At 58.5% G+C, this 16,898-nt stretch carries 10 protein-coding genes and 3 rRNA genes; all 13 read left to right on the top strand.

Annotated elements, in window-relative coordinates; genetic code table 11:
• The first annotated feature begins 71 nt into the window (after window positions 1-71).
• The 13 genes from BN3002_RS04770 to sufB all read left to right on the top strand — a co-directional run bounded on the left by BN3002_RS04770 (window position 72) and on the right by sufB (window position 16,897).
• Window positions 72-1,622, top strand: a 16S ribosomal RNA gene (locus tag BN3002_RS04770).
• 261 nt (window positions 1,623-1,883) lie between these two features.
• Window positions 1,884-4,984: ribosomal RNA gene (locus BN3002_RS04765) — 23S ribosomal RNA — on the top strand.
• Between the two features lie 122 nt (window positions 4,985-5,106).
• Window positions 5,107-5,225 (top strand): 5S ribosomal RNA (rrf, locus tag BN3002_RS04760).
• The 16S, 23S and 5S rRNA genes sit together here, the layout of an rRNA operon.
• Window positions 5,226-5,512: 287 nt before the next feature.
• Window positions 5,513-8,137, top strand: a complete 2,625-nt coding sequence (locus BN3002_RS04755) for an HAD-IIA family hydrolase (protein ID WP_074026164.1) — start codon at window positions 5,513-5,515, stop codon at window positions 8,135-8,137.
• Window positions 8,130-8,315: a hypothetical protein gene (locus BN3002_RS04750; RefSeq protein ID WP_058236824.1), complete on the top strand. Its 186-nt coding sequence runs from the start codon at window positions 8,130-8,132 to the stop codon at window positions 8,313-8,315. The genes BN3002_RS04755 and BN3002_RS04750 overlap by 8 nt, the downstream gene beginning before the upstream one ends.
• Window position 8,316: 1 nt before the next feature.
• Window positions 8,317-9,153, top strand: a complete 837-nt coding sequence (locus BN3002_RS04745; protein ID WP_058236823.1) for a TlyA family RNA methyltransferase — start codon at window positions 8,317-8,319, stop codon at window positions 9,151-9,153.
• Window positions 9,153-9,992: an NAD kinase gene (locus BN3002_RS04740; protein WP_058236919.1), complete on the top strand. Its 840-nt coding sequence runs from the start codon at window positions 9,153-9,155 to the stop codon at window positions 9,990-9,992. Before BN3002_RS04745 ends, BN3002_RS04740 begins: the two co-directional genes overlap by 1 nt.
• Before the next feature lie 39 nt (window positions 9,993-10,031).
• Entirely contained in the window at window positions 10,032-11,708 is a 1,677-nt protein-coding gene (gene recN, locus BN3002_RS04735) for a DNA repair protein RecN (protein ID WP_058236822.1), read from the top strand.
• Window positions 11,709-11,721: 13 nt separating this feature from the next.
• Window positions 11,722-12,882, top strand: coding sequence for a putative cytokinetic ring protein SteA (gene steA / locus BN3002_RS04730; RefSeq protein WP_058236821.1), 1,161 nt, complete (start codon window positions 11,722-11,724; stop codon window positions 12,880-12,882).
• A gap of 11 nt (window positions 12,883-12,893) precedes the next feature.
• A complete protein-coding gene (locus BN3002_RS04725; RefSeq protein ID WP_058236820.1) occupies window positions 12,894-13,898 on the top strand; it encodes a copper transporter in 1,005 nt (334 codons plus the stop codon).
• A 28-nt stretch (window positions 13,899-13,926) separates the two neighbouring features.
• Window positions 13,927-14,556, top strand: coding sequence for an NUDIX domain-containing protein (locus tag BN3002_RS04720; protein ID WP_058236918.1), 630 nt, complete (start codon window positions 13,927-13,929; stop codon window positions 14,554-14,556).
• Window positions 14,557-14,682: 126 nt separating this feature from the next.
• Window positions 14,683-15,378, top strand: a complete 696-nt coding sequence (locus BN3002_RS04715) for a helix-turn-helix transcriptional regulator (protein WP_058236819.1) — start codon at window positions 14,683-14,685, stop codon at window positions 15,376-15,378.
• 70 nt (window positions 15,379-15,448) lie between these two features.
• Entirely contained in the window at window positions 15,449-16,897 is a 1,449-nt protein-coding gene (sufB, locus tag BN3002_RS04710) for a Fe-S cluster assembly protein SufB (protein WP_058236818.1), read from the top strand.
• Window position 16,898: the final 1 nt, after the last annotated feature.

Raw genomic sequence — 16,898 nt, 5'->3', positions numbered from 1 at the left:
CTTTGTTGGTTGGGATTGGCTGCCCTGTTGTGGGGTGGTTGTTTTCTGAGCAGATTATGGTTTTTGTTTTTTGTTTGGAGAGTTTGATCCTGGCTCAGGACGAACGCTGGCGGCGTGCTTAACACATGCAAGTCGAACGGGATCTGCGTGGCCTTTGTGGTTGTGTGGTGAGAGTGGCGAACGGGTGAGTAACACGTGAGTAACCTGCCTTTTTCTTTGGGATAACGCTCAGAAATGGGTGCTAATACTGGATGTTCTGCGCTTTCCGCATGGGGGGTGTGGGAAAGGGGCCTTTGTGGTTTCTGGAGGGAGATGGGCTCGCGGCTTATCAGCTTGTTGGTGGGGTGATGGCTTACCAAGGCTTTGACGGGTAGCCGGCCTGAGAGGGTGGGCGGTCACATTGGGACTGAGATACGGCCCAGACTCCTACGGGAGGCAGCAGTGGGGAATTTTGCACAATGGGGGGAACCTTGATGCAGCGACGCCGCGTGAGGGATGGAGGCCTTCGGGTTGTGAACCTCTTTCGCTCGTGTGCAAGCCGCTATTTGGGTAGTGGTGAGTGTAGCGGGTAAAGAAGCGCCGGCTAACTACGTGCCAGCAGCCGCGGTAATACGTAGGGCGCGAGCGTTGTCCGGATTTATTGGGCGTAAAGGGCTTGTAGGCGGTTTGTCGCGCCTGTCGTGTAATCCTCTGGCTTAACTGGGGGTGTGCGGTGGGTACGGGCAGGCTTGAGTGCGGTAGGGGAGATTGGAATTCCTGGTGTAGCGGTGGAATGCGCAGATATCAGGAGGAACACCGGTGGCGAAGGCGGGTCTCTGGGCCGTTACTGACGCTGAGGAGCGAAAGCGTGGGGAGCGAACAGGATTAGATACCCTGGTAGTCCATGCTGTAAACGTTGGGCACTAGGTGTGGGGGCCGCCCTTGGTTTCTGCGCCGTAGCTAACGCTTTAAGTGCCCCGCCTGGGGAGTACGGCCGCAAGGCTAAAACTCAAAGGAATTGACGGGGGCCCGCACAAGCGGCGGAGCATGCGGATTAATTCGATGCAACGCGAAGAACCTTACCAAGGCTTGACATGCGCCCTGAGCGCCTAGAGATAGGTGTGCATTTGGTTGGGGGTGTGCAGGTGGTGCATGGTTGTCGTCAGCTCGTGTCGTGAGATGTTGGGTTAAGTCCCGCAACGAGCGCAACCCTTGCCCTATGTTGCCAGCGCGTTATGGTGGGGACTCGTGGGGGACTGCCGGGGTTAACTCGGAGGAAGGTGGGGATGACGTCAAATCATCATGCCCCTTATGTCTTGGGCTTCACGCATGCTACAATGGCAGGTACAGAGGGTTGCGATGCTGTGAGGTGGAGCGAATCCTTTAAAGCTTGTCTCAGTTCGGATCGGGGTCTGCAATTCGACCTCGTGAAGGTGGAGTCGCTAGTAATCGCAGATCAGCTACGCTGCGGTGAATACGTTCTCGGGCCTTGTACACACCGCCCGTCACGTCACGAAAGTTGGTAACACCCGAAGCTTGTGGCTTAACCTTTTTGGGGGGAGCAGGTGACGGTGGGATTGGCGATTGGGACGAAGTCGTAACAAGGTAGGCGTACCGGAAGGTGCGGCTGGATCACCTCCTTTCTAGGGAGCCCTGTTTGTGCGTTTGTTTCTGCTCTTTTTGGGGTGGGGCGCGTTGTGGGGTTGCAAGTGTTGGCGGAGCAGACACATTGTCGGGTTTTCTTTCAATTCCTGTGTGTTTTGGAAGTGTTTGTTGCCTGCGTCTGGCTGCTGCTGTGGTGGTTGGGTGTGTGGTGGGTTGTTTGTGAACTGTATAGTGGTTGTGAGCATCTTTATTGTGTTTTCTGTGTTTTGTTGTTTTTGCATGTTTTCATGTTTGTGTTGTGTTTAGTTTTTGTGGGCATTCGGTGGATGCCTTGGTACCAAGAGCTGATGAAGGACGTGGCGGCCTGCGATAATCCTTGGGGAGTTGGCGAGCGAGCGTTGATCTGAGGGTGTCCGAATGGGGGAACCTGGCTGGGGTTGTGCCTGGTCACTATCATCTGAATTCATAGGGTGGTAGGGGGAACGCGGGGAAGTGAAACATCTTAGTACCCGTAGGAGAAGATATTTCGTCAGTAGTGGTGAGCGAAAGCGGATGATGGCTAAACCGTGTGCGTGTGTGACTCGGCGGGGGTTGCGTGTGCGGGGTTGTGGGGCTCTTTTTTCTCATCTTCTGCCGGGGGTGGGGGTGTGTGCGTGTGCGTGTGGTGAACATCTTGGGATGGGTGACCGAAGTGCGTGATAGTCGTGTAGCTGTGTGTGTGCGTGTGTGCCAAAGGGGTGCCCGAGTAGTGCGGGGCTCGTGGAATCTCGTGTGAATCTGCCAGGACCACCTGGTAAGCCTGAATACTTTTTGGTGACCGATAGTGCATAGTACCGTGAGGGAATGGTGAAAAGTACCCCGGGAGGGGAGTGAAATAGTGCCTGAAACCGGGTGCCTGTAAGCCGTCAGAGCCTGCTTTTGTTGGGTGATGGCGTGCCTTTTGAAGAATGAGCCTGCGAGTCAGTGATGCGTGGCGTGCTTAACCCGTGTGGGGGATGCGTAGCGAAAGCGAGTCTTAATTTTGGGCGTGTGTCGCGTGTTGTGGACCCGAAGCGGGGTGATCTACCTATGGTCAGGGTGAAGCTATGGTAAGACGTGGTGGAGGCCCGTACCCACCAGGGTTGAAAACCTGGGGGATGAACTGTGGGTAGGGGTGAAAGGCCAATCAAACTCCGTGATAGCTGGTTCTCCCCGAAATGCATTTAGGTGCAGCGTCACACTGGGCTTGGTGGAGGTAGAGCTACTGGTTGGTTGATGGGCCGTGTTGGTTACTGACGTCAGCTAAACTCCGAATGCCATTTCAAGTGGGTGTGGCAGTGAGACTGCGGGGGATAAGCTTCGTGGTCGAGAGGGAAACAGCCCAGATCATCGGCTAAGGCCCCTAAGCGTGCGCTGAGTGGGAAAGGATGTGGAGTCGCGTTGACAGCCAGGAGGTTGGCTTAGAAGCAGCCATCCTTGAAAGAGTGCGTAATAGCTCACTGGTCGAGTGGTTGTGCGCCGATAATGTAGCGGGGCTTAAGCGTGCCGCCGAAGCCGTGGCAATAACTTTTTGTTTTTGGGTAGGGGAGCGTCCTGCTCTGGGTGAAGCTGCCTGGTGATGGGTGGTGGACGGGGTGGGAGTGAGAATGCAGGCATGAGTAGCGTTTCGTGGGTGAGAATCCTACGCGCTGATTGACTAAGGGTTCCAGGGGCAGGTTTGTCCGCCCTGGGTTAGTCGGGTCCTAAGGCGAGGCCGACAGGCGTAGTCGATGGGTGACCAGTTGATATTCTGGTACCGTTTGTTTTCCGTCTAACGCTGCATGCTTTCGCGTCGTGTGCTTGCCGTGCGTGGTGTTGTCTTTCGGGATGATGCTGAGTGTGGCTGTGTGTGGTGTGGGGTGTGTGGTGAGCATTGGGGTGACGCAGGGAGGTAGTTGCTGCACACTGGTGGTTATGTGTGTCTAAGGTTGTGGCCTGTTTCTTGGGTGAAATCCGGGAAGCTGCGTTTGATCGCGTGGGTGAGGGCTGATGGGGCTGCCTGTTGGGGTGGCTAGTGGTGATCCTGTACTGCCGAGAAAAGCCTGGATGTGAGGAAGATGAGCGCCCGTACCCTAAACCGACTCTGGTGGTCAGGTAGAGTATACCGAGGCGTGCGAGTGAATCATGGTTAAGGAATTCGGCAAATTGCCCCCGTAACTTTGGGATAAGGGGGGCCCTGCTGGTGTGCCTGCTGTGCGTGGGTGGTGCTGGTTGGGGTCGCAGAGAATTGGGAGAAGCGACTGTTTATTAAAAACATAGGTGTGTGCTAAGCCGTAAGGCGCTGTATACGCACTGACGCCTGCCCGGTGCTGGAAGGTTAAGAGGACGACTTAACTGCTTTTTTGTGGTGAAGGTTTGAATTTAAGCCCCAGTAAACGGCGGTGGTAACTATAACCATCCTAAGGTAGCGAAATTCCTTGTCGGGTAAGTTCCGACCTGCACGAATGGCGTAACGACTTCTCCGCTGTCTCGACCGTGATCTCGGTGAAATTGCAGTACGAGTAAAGATGCTCGTTTCGCGCAGCAGGACGGAAAGACCCCGGGACCTTTACTATAGCTTGGTATTGGTGTGTGTTTGTGCTTGTGTAGGATAGGTGGGAGACTGTGATGCCGTGCCGCTAGGTGTGGTGGAGTCGTTGGTGAAATACCATTCTGGTTCAAGTATGCATCTAACTTGGAGCCCTGATCGGGTTTGGGGACAGTGCCTGGTGGGTAGTTTAACTGGGGCGGTTGCCTCCTAAAGGGTAACGGAGGCGCTCAAAGGTTCTCTCAGCCTGGTTGGTGATCAGGTGGTGAGTGTAAGTGCACAAGAGGGCTTGACTGTGACACTGACGGGTGGAGCAGGTACGAAAGTAGGAACTAGTGATCCGGCCATGGCTTGTGGAAGCGTGGTCGCTCAACGGATAAAAGGTACCCCGGGGATAACAGGCTGATCTTGCCCAAGAGTCCATATCGACGGCATGGTTTGGCACCTCGATGTCGGCTCGTCGCATCCTGGGGCTGGAGTTGGTCCCAAGGGTTGGGCTGTTCGCCCATTAAAGCGGTACGCGAGCTGGGTTTAGAACGTCGTGAGACAGTTCGGTCCCTATCCGCTGCGCGCGTTGGAAACTTGATGAAGGCCCGTCCCTAGTACGAGAGGACCGGGATGGACGAACCTCTGGTGTGCCAGTTGTACTGCCAGGTGCATTGCTGGTTGGCTACGTTCGGTTGGGATAACCGCTGAAAGCATCTAAGCGGGAAGCTTTCTTCGAGATGAGGTTTCCGTGCCCCCCTTTTTGGGGGGTGGGAGGTCCCCAGTAGATGACTGGGTTGATAGGCCAGAGGTGGAAGCATTGTGAGGTGTTGTGAGCCGACTGGTACTAATGGGCCGATTCTAAACCAACACTCCACACTAGTGTGTGGGGCGAAGCGAGAAAACACGTGCACCCTGTGTTTGGGGTGTGGTGCTTGCAATCACTGTGCGGTACACACTCAACCCACATACGGTGGGTGGGTGACATTTTTTGCGGTGGCTCATGGCAGGCGGGAAACGCCCGGCTCCTTTCCGAACCCGGAAGCTAAGCCGCCTTTGCGCTGATGGTACTGCGACCGGGGGGTCGTGGGAGAGTAAGACACTGCCGCAATCAACCGTGAGTTGGGGGTGGGGTACAGGCCTGGAGACAGGCCAGTACCCCCCCCTTTTTACGCGCACACACTACCCAAACGCACGCCAGCGGGGCCGACCGACCGGATACCCAGTCAACCAACATAGTAGTGCACGGGCAACTGCCCGCCTCAGACGTGTATCTGCGCACGAAATTCATGAGCTGACAGGTATGTCAGCGCTTATCAGGTAGCATTAACAGCAGTATTAACGTGTGAAGCAGCTCCGTAGATAGGGCGGGACACAGACGAATAGGGGAGACCATTCATGGCAGACGAACGACACGATCGATCGAACGACTTCCGCTCACGAGGCGAGCGTTCATGGAGGGGCTCTTCAGACCGCCGAGGCTTCGGCCGTCGAGATGAGCAGGGAGGCCGGCGCTCTTCCGATGGCTACCACTCACGCAATCGTCGCTTCGATGACGGCGAATCACGGCGAGACGGTGGTTTTCAGCGTGACGGTGGTTTCCGACGCGACGGTGAGTCACGACGCGGAAGCGGACAATGGCAGCAGCGCGACAATGACCGTGATTTCAAGCGCGGCAGCTTCAACCGCTCAGACAGTGACCGCGACCGTCATGGCGAGGGGCGCGGCTTGAGAGAACGCGACGATCGTCGCGGCGGACGTTCTGACCGTTTCGACCGCGATGGCAGAAAGCGCTTCAACAGACGAGGTGACGGTAAAGGCAGGAATTGGTCAGACCGAGGCGATCGGAATGACCGTCATGACCACTCCGAACGTGGCAGCCGTTTCGACCGAAACGATCGTGGAGACCGCAGGCGCGATGATCGCTCCCGTTCACGTCACGACCGAGGAAACAATCAGCGCGGCGATGCCAACTACGCGAGCACCGAAGAATACGTGTCACCTCACGGTGATGAGCCGACAATTCCAGCCGGCGTATCAGCCAGTGAACTCGACTCTGAAGCCCTGCGTTCACTCAAGACGCTATCGGGAGCTAACCATGACATCGTGGCACGCCACCTCGTCATGGCCGGTCAACTCATTGATCTGGATCCCGAGCAGGCCTACGAGCATGCCCGCGCCGCAGCCAAGCGAGCCGGTCGTGTCGATACAGTACGCGAAGCAGCCGCATTGACTGCCTACGCATCGGGACGCTATGAAGAAGCATTGCGTGAGGTGCGAGCCGTGCGACGCATGCGCGGAGACCAGTCTCTGCGCGCCGTGGAAGCGGACTGTGAACGCGGACTGGGCCATCCAGAACGAGCAGTTGACATTATTGACAAGACCGACACCGCCGCTCTTGACCTGGGTGAACAGGTCGAACTCGTCCTCGTTTCGTCTGGTGCGCGTGCGGATCTAGGACAAAACGAAGTCGGCCTGGTGCTGGTCGATGATGCGCTGGCAGCCTTGCCTGAAGATGCCGACACCGAATATGTGCGCCGCCTGATGAGCGTCAAAGCCGATCGTCTGCGCGAACTGGGGCGCGACGAAGAAGCCACTCAAGTCGAAGAATCGATGCCGCCAGAAATCGAAGATCCCGACATCGTGGACATCGAAATGATTGCTGATGCGGATGTCACCAAGCGTGGCAGCACGTTGCACGGAACCGACGAACCACTGTCCAGTCTCTTTGACACAGCGTTGCTTGACCTGGACGGCGTGGCATGGATGGGGTCAGACCCCATTGAGCATGCGGCCCCGTCCGTCGTCGCCGCGCGTGAGAACGGCATCAAGACGGTGTTCGTGACCAATAATGCCTCACGTCCGCCTGAGGCAGTCGCTGAAAAGCTGAATTCGATGGGATTCGAAGCGGACGAATCCATGATCATGACATCCGCGATGGACGTGGCGGCTATTATGAGCGACGAGCTCGATGACGGCGCCAAGGTCTTTATGGTTGGTGGTCCCGGACTGCGCGAAGCTCTCGAAAAAGCTGGATTCACCCTCGTTGAACGTGCAAGTGACCAGCCAGATGCAGTCGTCATGGGACTGGACCGAACTGTCGGCTGGGAACAGATGTCGCAGGCTGCCTACGCGATTCAGGCCGGCGCCCGATTCTTTGCCTCCAATATGGACTCCACACTGCCGACAGAAGAAGGCTTTGCCCTCGGAAACGGCTCTCTGGTGACCGCCGTCGAACATGCCACCAAACAGCGTGCAACCGCGGCAGGTAAGCCGACGCCCGGAATCTACCAACGCGGTGCGAACCTGGTCGAAGCACACAATCCACTGAGCGTGGGAGACCGACTCGAAACCGATATTGCCGGCGCTGTCTCAGCTGGCTACCCTGCCCTTCACGTGCTTACCGGTGTCCATCAGGCAGCAGATGTGATTCGGGCACGAAAGGGTCAGCGACCCACCTACCTCGCCCTTGACATGCGAGGGTTGAACGAGGCTCATCCTCATCCCAAACATCACAAGGACAACACGTGGACCTGTGGGTACTCCCAGGTAGCATCGGTGACCAAGTGGGGCACGCTGCGCCTGGACGGTATCGAGTTGACTGAACCGACCACGGTCACCCTGGATTCGTATCGTGCGCTGGCAGCCGCAGCGTGGGCTGTCGAATCAGATGAGCCCGTGCGGTGCCCGGAATTGACGGTTGTGCCCAACGACGATCCGGCAGGGATTGTGACCCCGCCTGAACCTCAGGACGAACCGGAAGACGAAGCGGAAAATCCCGAGGTTTCAGACGCCATTGACGCGGAATTGGCTGAAGATACGCGCCCGGATTCCGAAGTCGAAGAGGAAGCCCTCAGCACAGACAATCCGATCCCGGCGTTCCTTCCTGGTGAAGAAGAACTCGAAGCTCTGCTGCGCGAGGGCGCAGATGACGAGACCGGCGTGAAGACCGCTGAAAGCGAGGATGACGCTGCCGCAGCGGACAGCGCGCAGGACGTGTCGCAGGACAGTGCCAGTGAGTGAGAACGACCCCGTGACACCGCGCCCTCATGATCCGCATGATCGTGAGGACGCGGTCACAATTCCCAACGGAGAAGTCGAACTCGACGGATTGAACGAGGCAAGCGCACAGATTCAGGTACGCACGCTGGCAGGATTCGATGCGCAGCTTCGTGCTGCCCTCGAGCACGTGAGCCGCTGAGATGAAACTCAGGAGAATCGACTCCGAACTGGTGCGCCGCCACCTGGCACGCTCACGCACCCACGCTCAGGAACTTATCCACGATGGGCGCGTCAAACTCGACGGGCAGGTGGTGCTCAAGCCGGCTCGACAAATGGATCCTGCACAGGCAATCGTCATTACCGAGGGGGACGCCGTCGACTACGCTTCACGCGGTGCCTACAAACTTGCCGGTGCGCTGGACGCCCTCGGAAAATCAGCACCGCTCATTCAGGGGCGACGATGCTTGGATGCGGGAGCATCGACGGGCGGATTTACTGACGTCCTGTTGCGACGAGGAGCACAGCAGGTGATCGCTGTTGACGTGGGATATGGGCAGCTTGCCTGGAAGCTGCAGTCGGATCCGCGCGTCGAGGTACGTGATCGCACCAATATTCGTACGCTCGCGCCCGCCGATATCACGCCACCCGTTGACCTGGTGGTGTCCGACTTATCGTTCATTTCACTGACACTGGTGATCCCGCCGCTGATCTCCGTGGCAACACCCGACGCGGACTACCTGCTGATGGTCAAGCCTCAATTTGAGATCGGCAAAGACAGGCTTGGCCACGGAGGCGTGGTGCGTGACCCCGATCAGCACGTGGAAACGGTGGAAAAAGTCGCGCAATGTGCGCGTAGCAATGGGTTGGATATCTACGCCGTTCAGGCTTCACCGTTGCCGGGTCCTGCCGGTAATGTCGAGTATTTCCTGGCGATGCGCTCAGGTCATCCGGATGCGATCTTGGAGCAAAACCTGCACAATCGGATTGTCAGAGCAGTACAGGAAGGGCCGGCAGTGAAGGGAAGGAAACATTCGTGATTCAGCGCGTCATGCTGGTGCGCCACATCAACCGCCCAGAAGCACAGGCAGCCGCCCAGGCAGCAGCACGTGAACTTTCGGTACGCGACATTGACGTGGTGCCTGAAGGAGACTGCACCGGCGATATCGACCTGGTGCTGGCCACAGGAGGCGACGGCACGATTCTTGCCGCAGCAGAATACGCCCGGAAATTCGACGCACCGTTGCTCGGCATCAACATGGGGCACATGGGCTTCCTTGCGGAAGTGTCTGCGGACGGCATCCTGTCAGTTGTTGACATGATTGCAGATGGGCGTTACACCATGGACACGCGCATGACGCTCGACATCCATGCGCACTTCCCCGATGGCACCGAATGGCACGACTGGGCGCTGAACGAAGCAGTCGTCATGCACACGGACGTGGCGCACCCGGTCCACCTGGGATTCGGAGTGGACGGACAGGCTGTATCCACCTACGGGGCGGACGGCATCATCTTCTCCACACCCACCGGCTCAACTGCATATTCGTTCTCTGCTGGCGGGCCAGTGGTATGGCCCGACACGGAGGCAATCATCATGGCTCCGCTGGCCGCGCATGGCCTGTTCACGCGGCCACTTGTTGTCAGCCCTTCGTCAGTGCTCAGCGTCAATATCCTCGAAGATGCGTGGAGTGCGCCAGAAGTGTGGTGCGACGGTCTGCGTCAGCGCACCGTCCCCAGCGGAACAACCATCACTGCCACACGAGGATGTCGCCCCGTCCACCTGCTGCGCCTCGATGACACTCCATTTTCCACGCGACTGGTCAAACGATTCCAGCTGCCTGTGGATGGTTGGAGGAAACGCCCATCCGAGCGTTAATCTGTCACGTGAGAGCTGGAGAGGCGAGAGGAGGCCAACGTGATCGATGCGCTCCGCATCAAGTCCCTGGGCGTCATTGACGAAGCCGACGTGCAATTTTCACCTGGCCTGACTGTCGTCACCGGTGAAACCGGAGCCGGTAAGACGATGGTGTTGACCTCACTGTCACTTTTGCTCGGCACTCGGGCCGATTCTCAGACCGTGCGTCAGGGGTGTGAGCAGGCCGAAGTAGACGGCATTTTCGAAGTCGATGACATGGTTGCCGCACGCGCCCAGGAGCTTGGAGCCAGCGTCGAAGACGGTGAGCTCATCGTGTCCAGAACGGTTAGTACCAAGGGTCGATCACGCGCCCACCTTGCAGGACGCCCCATCCCGGTATCCATTCTTGCTGATATTGGCGATAGTCTCGTCACGATTCACGGCCAGGCCGACCAGATGCGTCTACGTCAGACATCCGTCCAGCGCGCCACTCTCGATGAGACAGGCGACGATCAGCACCAGGAGCTTCTCCGCGACTACGCGCAAGCCTGGAAAGCAGCAGTCAATGCGAAAAAACGCCTGGACATGGCGCGCTCGCACGCCGACGAACGTGCGACACGCATTGAGGAACTGACCCGCATCACTGACCAGATCCGCCAGCTGGACCCGTATCCGGGTGAAGACGACGATCTGCGCACTCAGACTGAAAGACTGACCAACGTTGAGGATCTGCGCGCCCAGGTGGCTCTGGCCTACGCATGTCTGCGCGGTGAATCTGACGAGACCCACCTGATCGATCTGCTGCACCGCGTCCAGGCCGCATTCGCTGATGCCTCGCGTTTTGATTCCACGCTCGATTCGTTCGCCCAGCGTGCCCACACTCTGCGTCTTGATGCCGACTCGCTGGCAGATGATGCCGAGGCCTACCTGTCCACACTGAACGCCGACCCGGAGCGTCTTAACGCGTTGCACCAACGGCGCGCCGACCTGAATCGCCTGCTGCAGGGGCGGGCCGCAGATGCCACTCAGCTGCTTGAATGGGAAGCTCAGGCGCGCGCTGAACTTGAAGAACTGACAGATCCGGATGTCAACGAAGACTCCCTCGCCGCTGAACTTGCGCAGGCTCAGCAGCGCGTACTGGAACTGGGGGAGCGCCTGAGCACCTCCCGCCGGCACCTCGCAGACGAACTCAGCGAGCACGTCGATGCCGAGCTGGCAGCACTGGCGATGAAAGGGGCACACCTGAACGTCGAACTGATGCACCGTAAACCCAACTCCACGGGGTGTGAAGACATCACATTCATGCTGCAGCCTCATCCTGACGCGCCCGCCCGGCCAGTGTCTCGCGGAGCATCAGGTGGCGAGCTTTCACGCGTCATGCTGGCACTGGAAGTGGCGCTCTCGCATCGTGCGACGCCCCGCACCTTCGTCTTTGACGAGGTCGACGCCGGAATCGGTGGGCGCACAGCCACAGAGGTGGGCGCGCGACTGGCACGGCTGGCACGCGTACACCAGGTGATCGTGGTCACCCACCTGGCTCAGGTGGCAGCCTATGGAGACACCCACCTGGTAGTGCACAAAGAGGGTGGAACTGCGCGTGTGACATGCGTTGACGGGGAAGAACGCATCGACGAGATCGTGCGAATGACCGGCTCGCCGACCACCTCAGAAACGGCACGCCGTCACGCGAAAGAATTGATTCTGGCCGCAACCGTGCCACAATCGCCCTGTGAGTGACAATGAGACAGGTATGCCACCATCGCAGGCTCCCAGCGATGCGGATGTGAGGGCACGGATTCGCATCGACGAGAATCCCGTGCGGCTCGCCCGGCGCCTCGAAGCCGGTGAAATTGCGGTTATCGACAGGCCTGACCTGGACCGGGCCACCGCCCGACTGCTCATTGACGCACAACCCACAGCAATTTTGAACGCGTCAGCATCCTCTACCGGCCGCTACCCGAACCTCGGTCCAGCCCTCGTCCTCAAAGCAGGCATTTTGTTGCTCGATGACCTGGGTTCTGACATTATGACCCTGCGTGAGGGAGACACCATCACGATCAGCGGCACAGAGGTGACGCAAGATGGTCGACTGATCGCATCCGGACACGTGATGACTGACGAGGACGACCTGCGCGCACGCGAGGAAGCACGCCTGGGTCTGAGCACTCAGATCGAAGCGTTCGATGAATTCACAGATGACTATTTTGAGCGCGAATCTGACCTGCTCTACCACGAAAAAGGGATTCCGACCCTGCGCGCCAAGATGCAGGGTCGCCCGGTTCTCCTGGTGAATAAGGCTGAAGATTCTGTCAAGGAACTCAAAGGGCTGCGTCGCTGGATTCGCGATACCAACCCGATCCTGGTCGGCGTTGACGGGGGAGCGGACCTGCTGCTTCGCGAACGCATGAAGCCCCACATCATCGTGGCCGATATGGATGCGGTCTCAGAAAAGGCATTGGGATGCGGGGCTGAACTAGTGGTGCGGGAGAACCGTGACGGCACCGCTCCAGGACGCGAACGCCTCAACCGACAGGGACGCTCCTACGAAGTGATGACCGCATCTGGGACCAGTGAGGATGCAGCGATCATTCTGGCTGCCACGCAACGTGCCTCCGTGATCGCCACGATCGGTATTCACCTGACACTCCAGGATTTCCTCGATCGCGGACGCGCCGGAATGGCGTCAACCTTCTTCACGCGTCTCAAGGCAGGTGACGCGCTTATCTCATCGCGTGCCATTCGCGAAACCTACCGTCCACGCATTTCAGCGTTCTGGCTGATCGTATTCGTTATCGTCGCCGTCCTGCTGGCCGGTGCGGCACTGTGGTCCACACCGTGGGGGCAGGGTGCTATGGAAGTCGTAGCCCATTGGGTCGCAAGCTGGTGGCCCTTCAGCGCAGGGAGCAGTTAAAAGAGGTCATCATGGTTAATTTTCGCTATCACCTAGTCTCCATCATCGCGATCTTCATCGCGCTGTGCGTGGGCGTGATCCTCGGTGCCGGCCCCCTGCAGGTACGGCTCGATGACGCACTGAGCTCATCGCGCGCACAGGCGCAGCGAACCGCTCAGGAACAACTCGAAGAAGCCGAACACAGCCTCAAGCTGTCAGAAGCAGCCGTTTCGCAAATGGGCGACGAGATTGTGCCGGGAACCCTCGAAGGACGCAATATTGGTCTGCTGAAAATGGCGGCCACCGATCCTGCTGATATCGAGCAACTCAAGACTATGCTGAGCAAAGCCGGTGCAACAGTTGTCAGCGTCGCAACACTGACAGACAACTGGGATTCTCAGTCCATGACCGAGTATCGCAACACGCTGGCCACGCCAGTTGAGACCAACCTCGCCGGTGACGTTCCGGCAGATCTGACCAGTGACGGAGTGATCGGGCAGGCCATCGTGACGATTATGACCTCCTCTGGCGCCAACCAGGATCTGCTCCGTGACATCCTGACCGATGATTCGCGTCCCATTGTCACCTTCGATGAATCCGAGGGCGGTCAGGCTGACACCCTGATTCTGGTCGGGCCACGCACGATGAAGGCTGGAATGGCAACCGCGCAGGACGCCCAGAGCGGCACAGGAGGCCCGGCCTCTTCAAGCGCATGGGTCGGAATGGCTCGCGCATTGGCAAGTGCGCCCAATCCCGGCGTGATCGTGGGTGATGCCGGTGATGCGGACGCGATGATTGCCCAGCTGCGTGCACAGAACGCTCCAATCACCACCGTTGATTCCGTAGGAACAGCGATCGCCACGCTGGCAACAGTTCTCGCACTTCCGAGCGCCCAGGCTCAGCCACGCGCACTGGGCGGCGAGGACAGCGCCACCAGCGTGTTCCCAGATCTTCAGCTCTCAGGCCGGCAAGCGGCTCCACCCGCGCCACACAACGAACCGGCAGACGGAGCCCAGTCACAAAGCGGAGGAGAGTAACACCGTGACGGCACACGAGGATGAACAGATGCCCATCGCTGATCGCAGCGGAAGCGCACCCGTCGCCAGTCACGACATCGTATGGCGCGGCAAAGTCTTTGACATGGCTGAAGACGAGGTCATCCTTGACGACTCTCACTCAGTGATTCGCCAGTACCTGTCGCATCCAGGCGCAGTCGGCATCGTCGCATTGCGCGGTGAGGACGGTAATGAGGAAGTACTGCTGGAATACCAGTACCGCCATCCAGTAGGCGCGCACCTGTGGGAGATACCGGCCGGCCTTCTCGATATCGAGGGTGAAGACCCCCTGACAGCGGCCAAACGCGAACTTGCTGAAGAAACGGATCAGAAGGCTGAGCGCTGGGATGTCCTCGTCGATTACTTCACCTCACCTGGAGGATCCGAAGAATCTCTGCGGATCTTCCTTGCCCGCGATGTTTCTCCGACTGGCACCACCTTCGAGCGTGAGGATGAGGAAGCGGCGATGGTGACCCGCTGGGTCAACCTGGATGAAGCTGTTCGCCTCGTTGCTGCGGGAAATCTGCATAACCCTTCAGCCTGCGTGGGAATTCTCGCCACCTTCGCTGCGCGCGCCCACGGGTGGCAGACCCTGCGTGCCAGCGACGCGCCGTGGATGCGTTCTGCGCGTCAGAACTGACTGCTCCAGACTCGAATCCTCCTTATAGCGTGCAAGTGATCTCAATCGCCGTAATTTAGAAAGCATCGTGTTGCTAAAAGCCGTACACTGGTGGGGTAGTTACTGACGGCGATAAGGAGGACAGTCATGGGAGAGCCGACTGAAATCGGCACCCGCGAGCAGGTGCTCGACCTAATCGTCGAAAAAGGTCCCGTGACCGCTACGGTCATCGCGAAGATCCTGGATCTGACCACGGCGGCGGTCAGACGGCACATCACCATTTTGCAGGACGCTGGAGAAATCGTTCAGTATCAGGACTACTCGACTGACAAGCGTGGACGAGGGCGACCAGCGCGTCACTACGTGGCAACCGAGCGAGCACACGACAGGCTCCCAGAGGGATACTCCGAGTTGGCTGTCAAGGCTCTGGGCTACCTGGGACAGGTCGGAGGTGGCCCGGCCATTGACTCATTTGCCGCTGCCCGCTCACGCGAAATCGAACGTCGATACGCGCCGATCGTGCGTGAAGCAGGGAACGACCCGAAAGTGCGCGCACAGGCTCTGGCTGACGCGCTCACCCAGGACGGTTACGCAGCGACAGTGCGCGACATTGGCGATGGCACCTTCGCAATCCAGCTATGTCAGGGTCACTGCCCGATCCAGCAGGTAGCCGATGACTTCCCACAATTGTGCGAAGCGGAAACCCAAGCCTTTGCGCGTCTGCTGGACGTGCATGTTCAACGTTTGGCCACCTTGGCCGGAGGGGAACACGTATGCACCACGCATATTCCCGTGGGTGCCCCCACAATCCGGCGCTCTGCGTTGGCGGCTCTCAGGCGATAGCGTGAGTGCTTTTGACACAGCGGCAAAGTCACGATCTTGACGCCAGTCAAGTCACTGAGGAAAGGACAATATGAGCCAGTCACCGCCAATCGTTTCATCTGAGGATAAACGCAGAAGTGATGAAGCGATTATCGAATCCATCGGTGCATACGAATTCGGATGGCACGACAAGGACGACTACTCACATGATGTTCCCAAAGGCATCAACGAGCAGGTGGTGCGCCACATTTCGGCCGAAAAGAATGAACCCGAATGGATGTTGGAGCGCCGACTGAAAGCTCTGGAGATCTTCGAGCGCAAACCCATGCCGGCATGGGGTCCCGACCTGTCCGACATTGACTTCGGTGACTTCAAGTACTACGTGCGTCCCACCGACCGTCAGGTTAAAGACTGGAACGACCTGCCCGAAGACATTCGTCAGACCTATGACCGTCTGGGCATTCCCGAAGCGGAAAAACAGCGTCTGGTCGCAGGCGTGGCCGCGCAGTACGAATCTGAAGTTGTTTACCAACAGATTCAGTCCGATCTGGAGAAGCAAGGCGTCGTCTTCATGGACACCGACACCGGCCTGCGTGAATACCCCGAGATCTTCAAGGAATACTTCGGGCACTCGGTACCTTCAGGTGACAACAAGTTTGCAGCACTCAACACGGCAGCATGGTCGGGTGGCTCATTCGTGTACGTGCCACCGGGCGTCCACGTTGAGATCCCTCTGCAGGCCTACTTCCGCATCAACACCGAAGCGATGGGCCAGTTTGAGCGCACGCTGATCGTAGCGGACGAAGGTTCCTACGTTCACTACGTCGAGGGCTGCACGGCCCCGATTTACGACTCCAACTCGCTGCACGCCGCAGTCGTGGAAATCTTCGTGCGCAAGGATGCCCGCGTGCGATACACGACCATCCAGAACTGGTCGACCAACGTGCTCAACCTGGTGACTCAGCGTGCCATCGTTGACGAGGGTGGAACGATGGAGTGGATCGATGGCAACATGGGCTCCGCGATCACGATGAAGTACCCCGCGTGCTTCCTCATGGGTGACCACGCCCGAGGCGAAACACTGTCAATCGGTTTTGCCGGCCCCGGCCAGAACCAGGACACGGGCGCGAAGATGGTGCACATGGCGCCGCACACGTCCTCGTCCATTGTCTCCAAATCAGTGTCACGAGGGGGTGGGCGCACCTCGTATCGAGGCCTCGTGCAGGTCAATGCGCGTGCGCGCCACTCCAAGTCGAATGTTCTGTGCGACGCGCTGCTGGTCGATAAAATCTCCCGCACCGACACATACCCGTATGTGGATGTGCGCACCGACGACGTGGAAATGGGCCACGAGGCCACCGTCTCGAAAGTGTCAGAAGATCAGCTGTTCTACCTGATGAGTCGCGGCCTGGATGAAAACGAAGCTATGGCCATGATTGTGCGCGGATTCGTCGAGCCTATTGCGAAGGAACTCCCCATGGAGTACGCACTCGAACTGAACCGCCTCATCGAACTACAAATGGAAGGATCGGTGGGCTGAG

The sequence above is a fragment of the Actinomyces ihuae genome (genome assembly GCF_001457875.1).
Classification (GTDB): domain Bacteria; phylum Actinomycetota; class Actinomycetes; order Actinomycetales; family Actinomycetaceae; genus Pauljensenia; species Pauljensenia radingae_A.
Note: the sequence above shows the minus strand (reverse complement) of the source record. Positions and strands in the feature narration are given on the sequence as shown.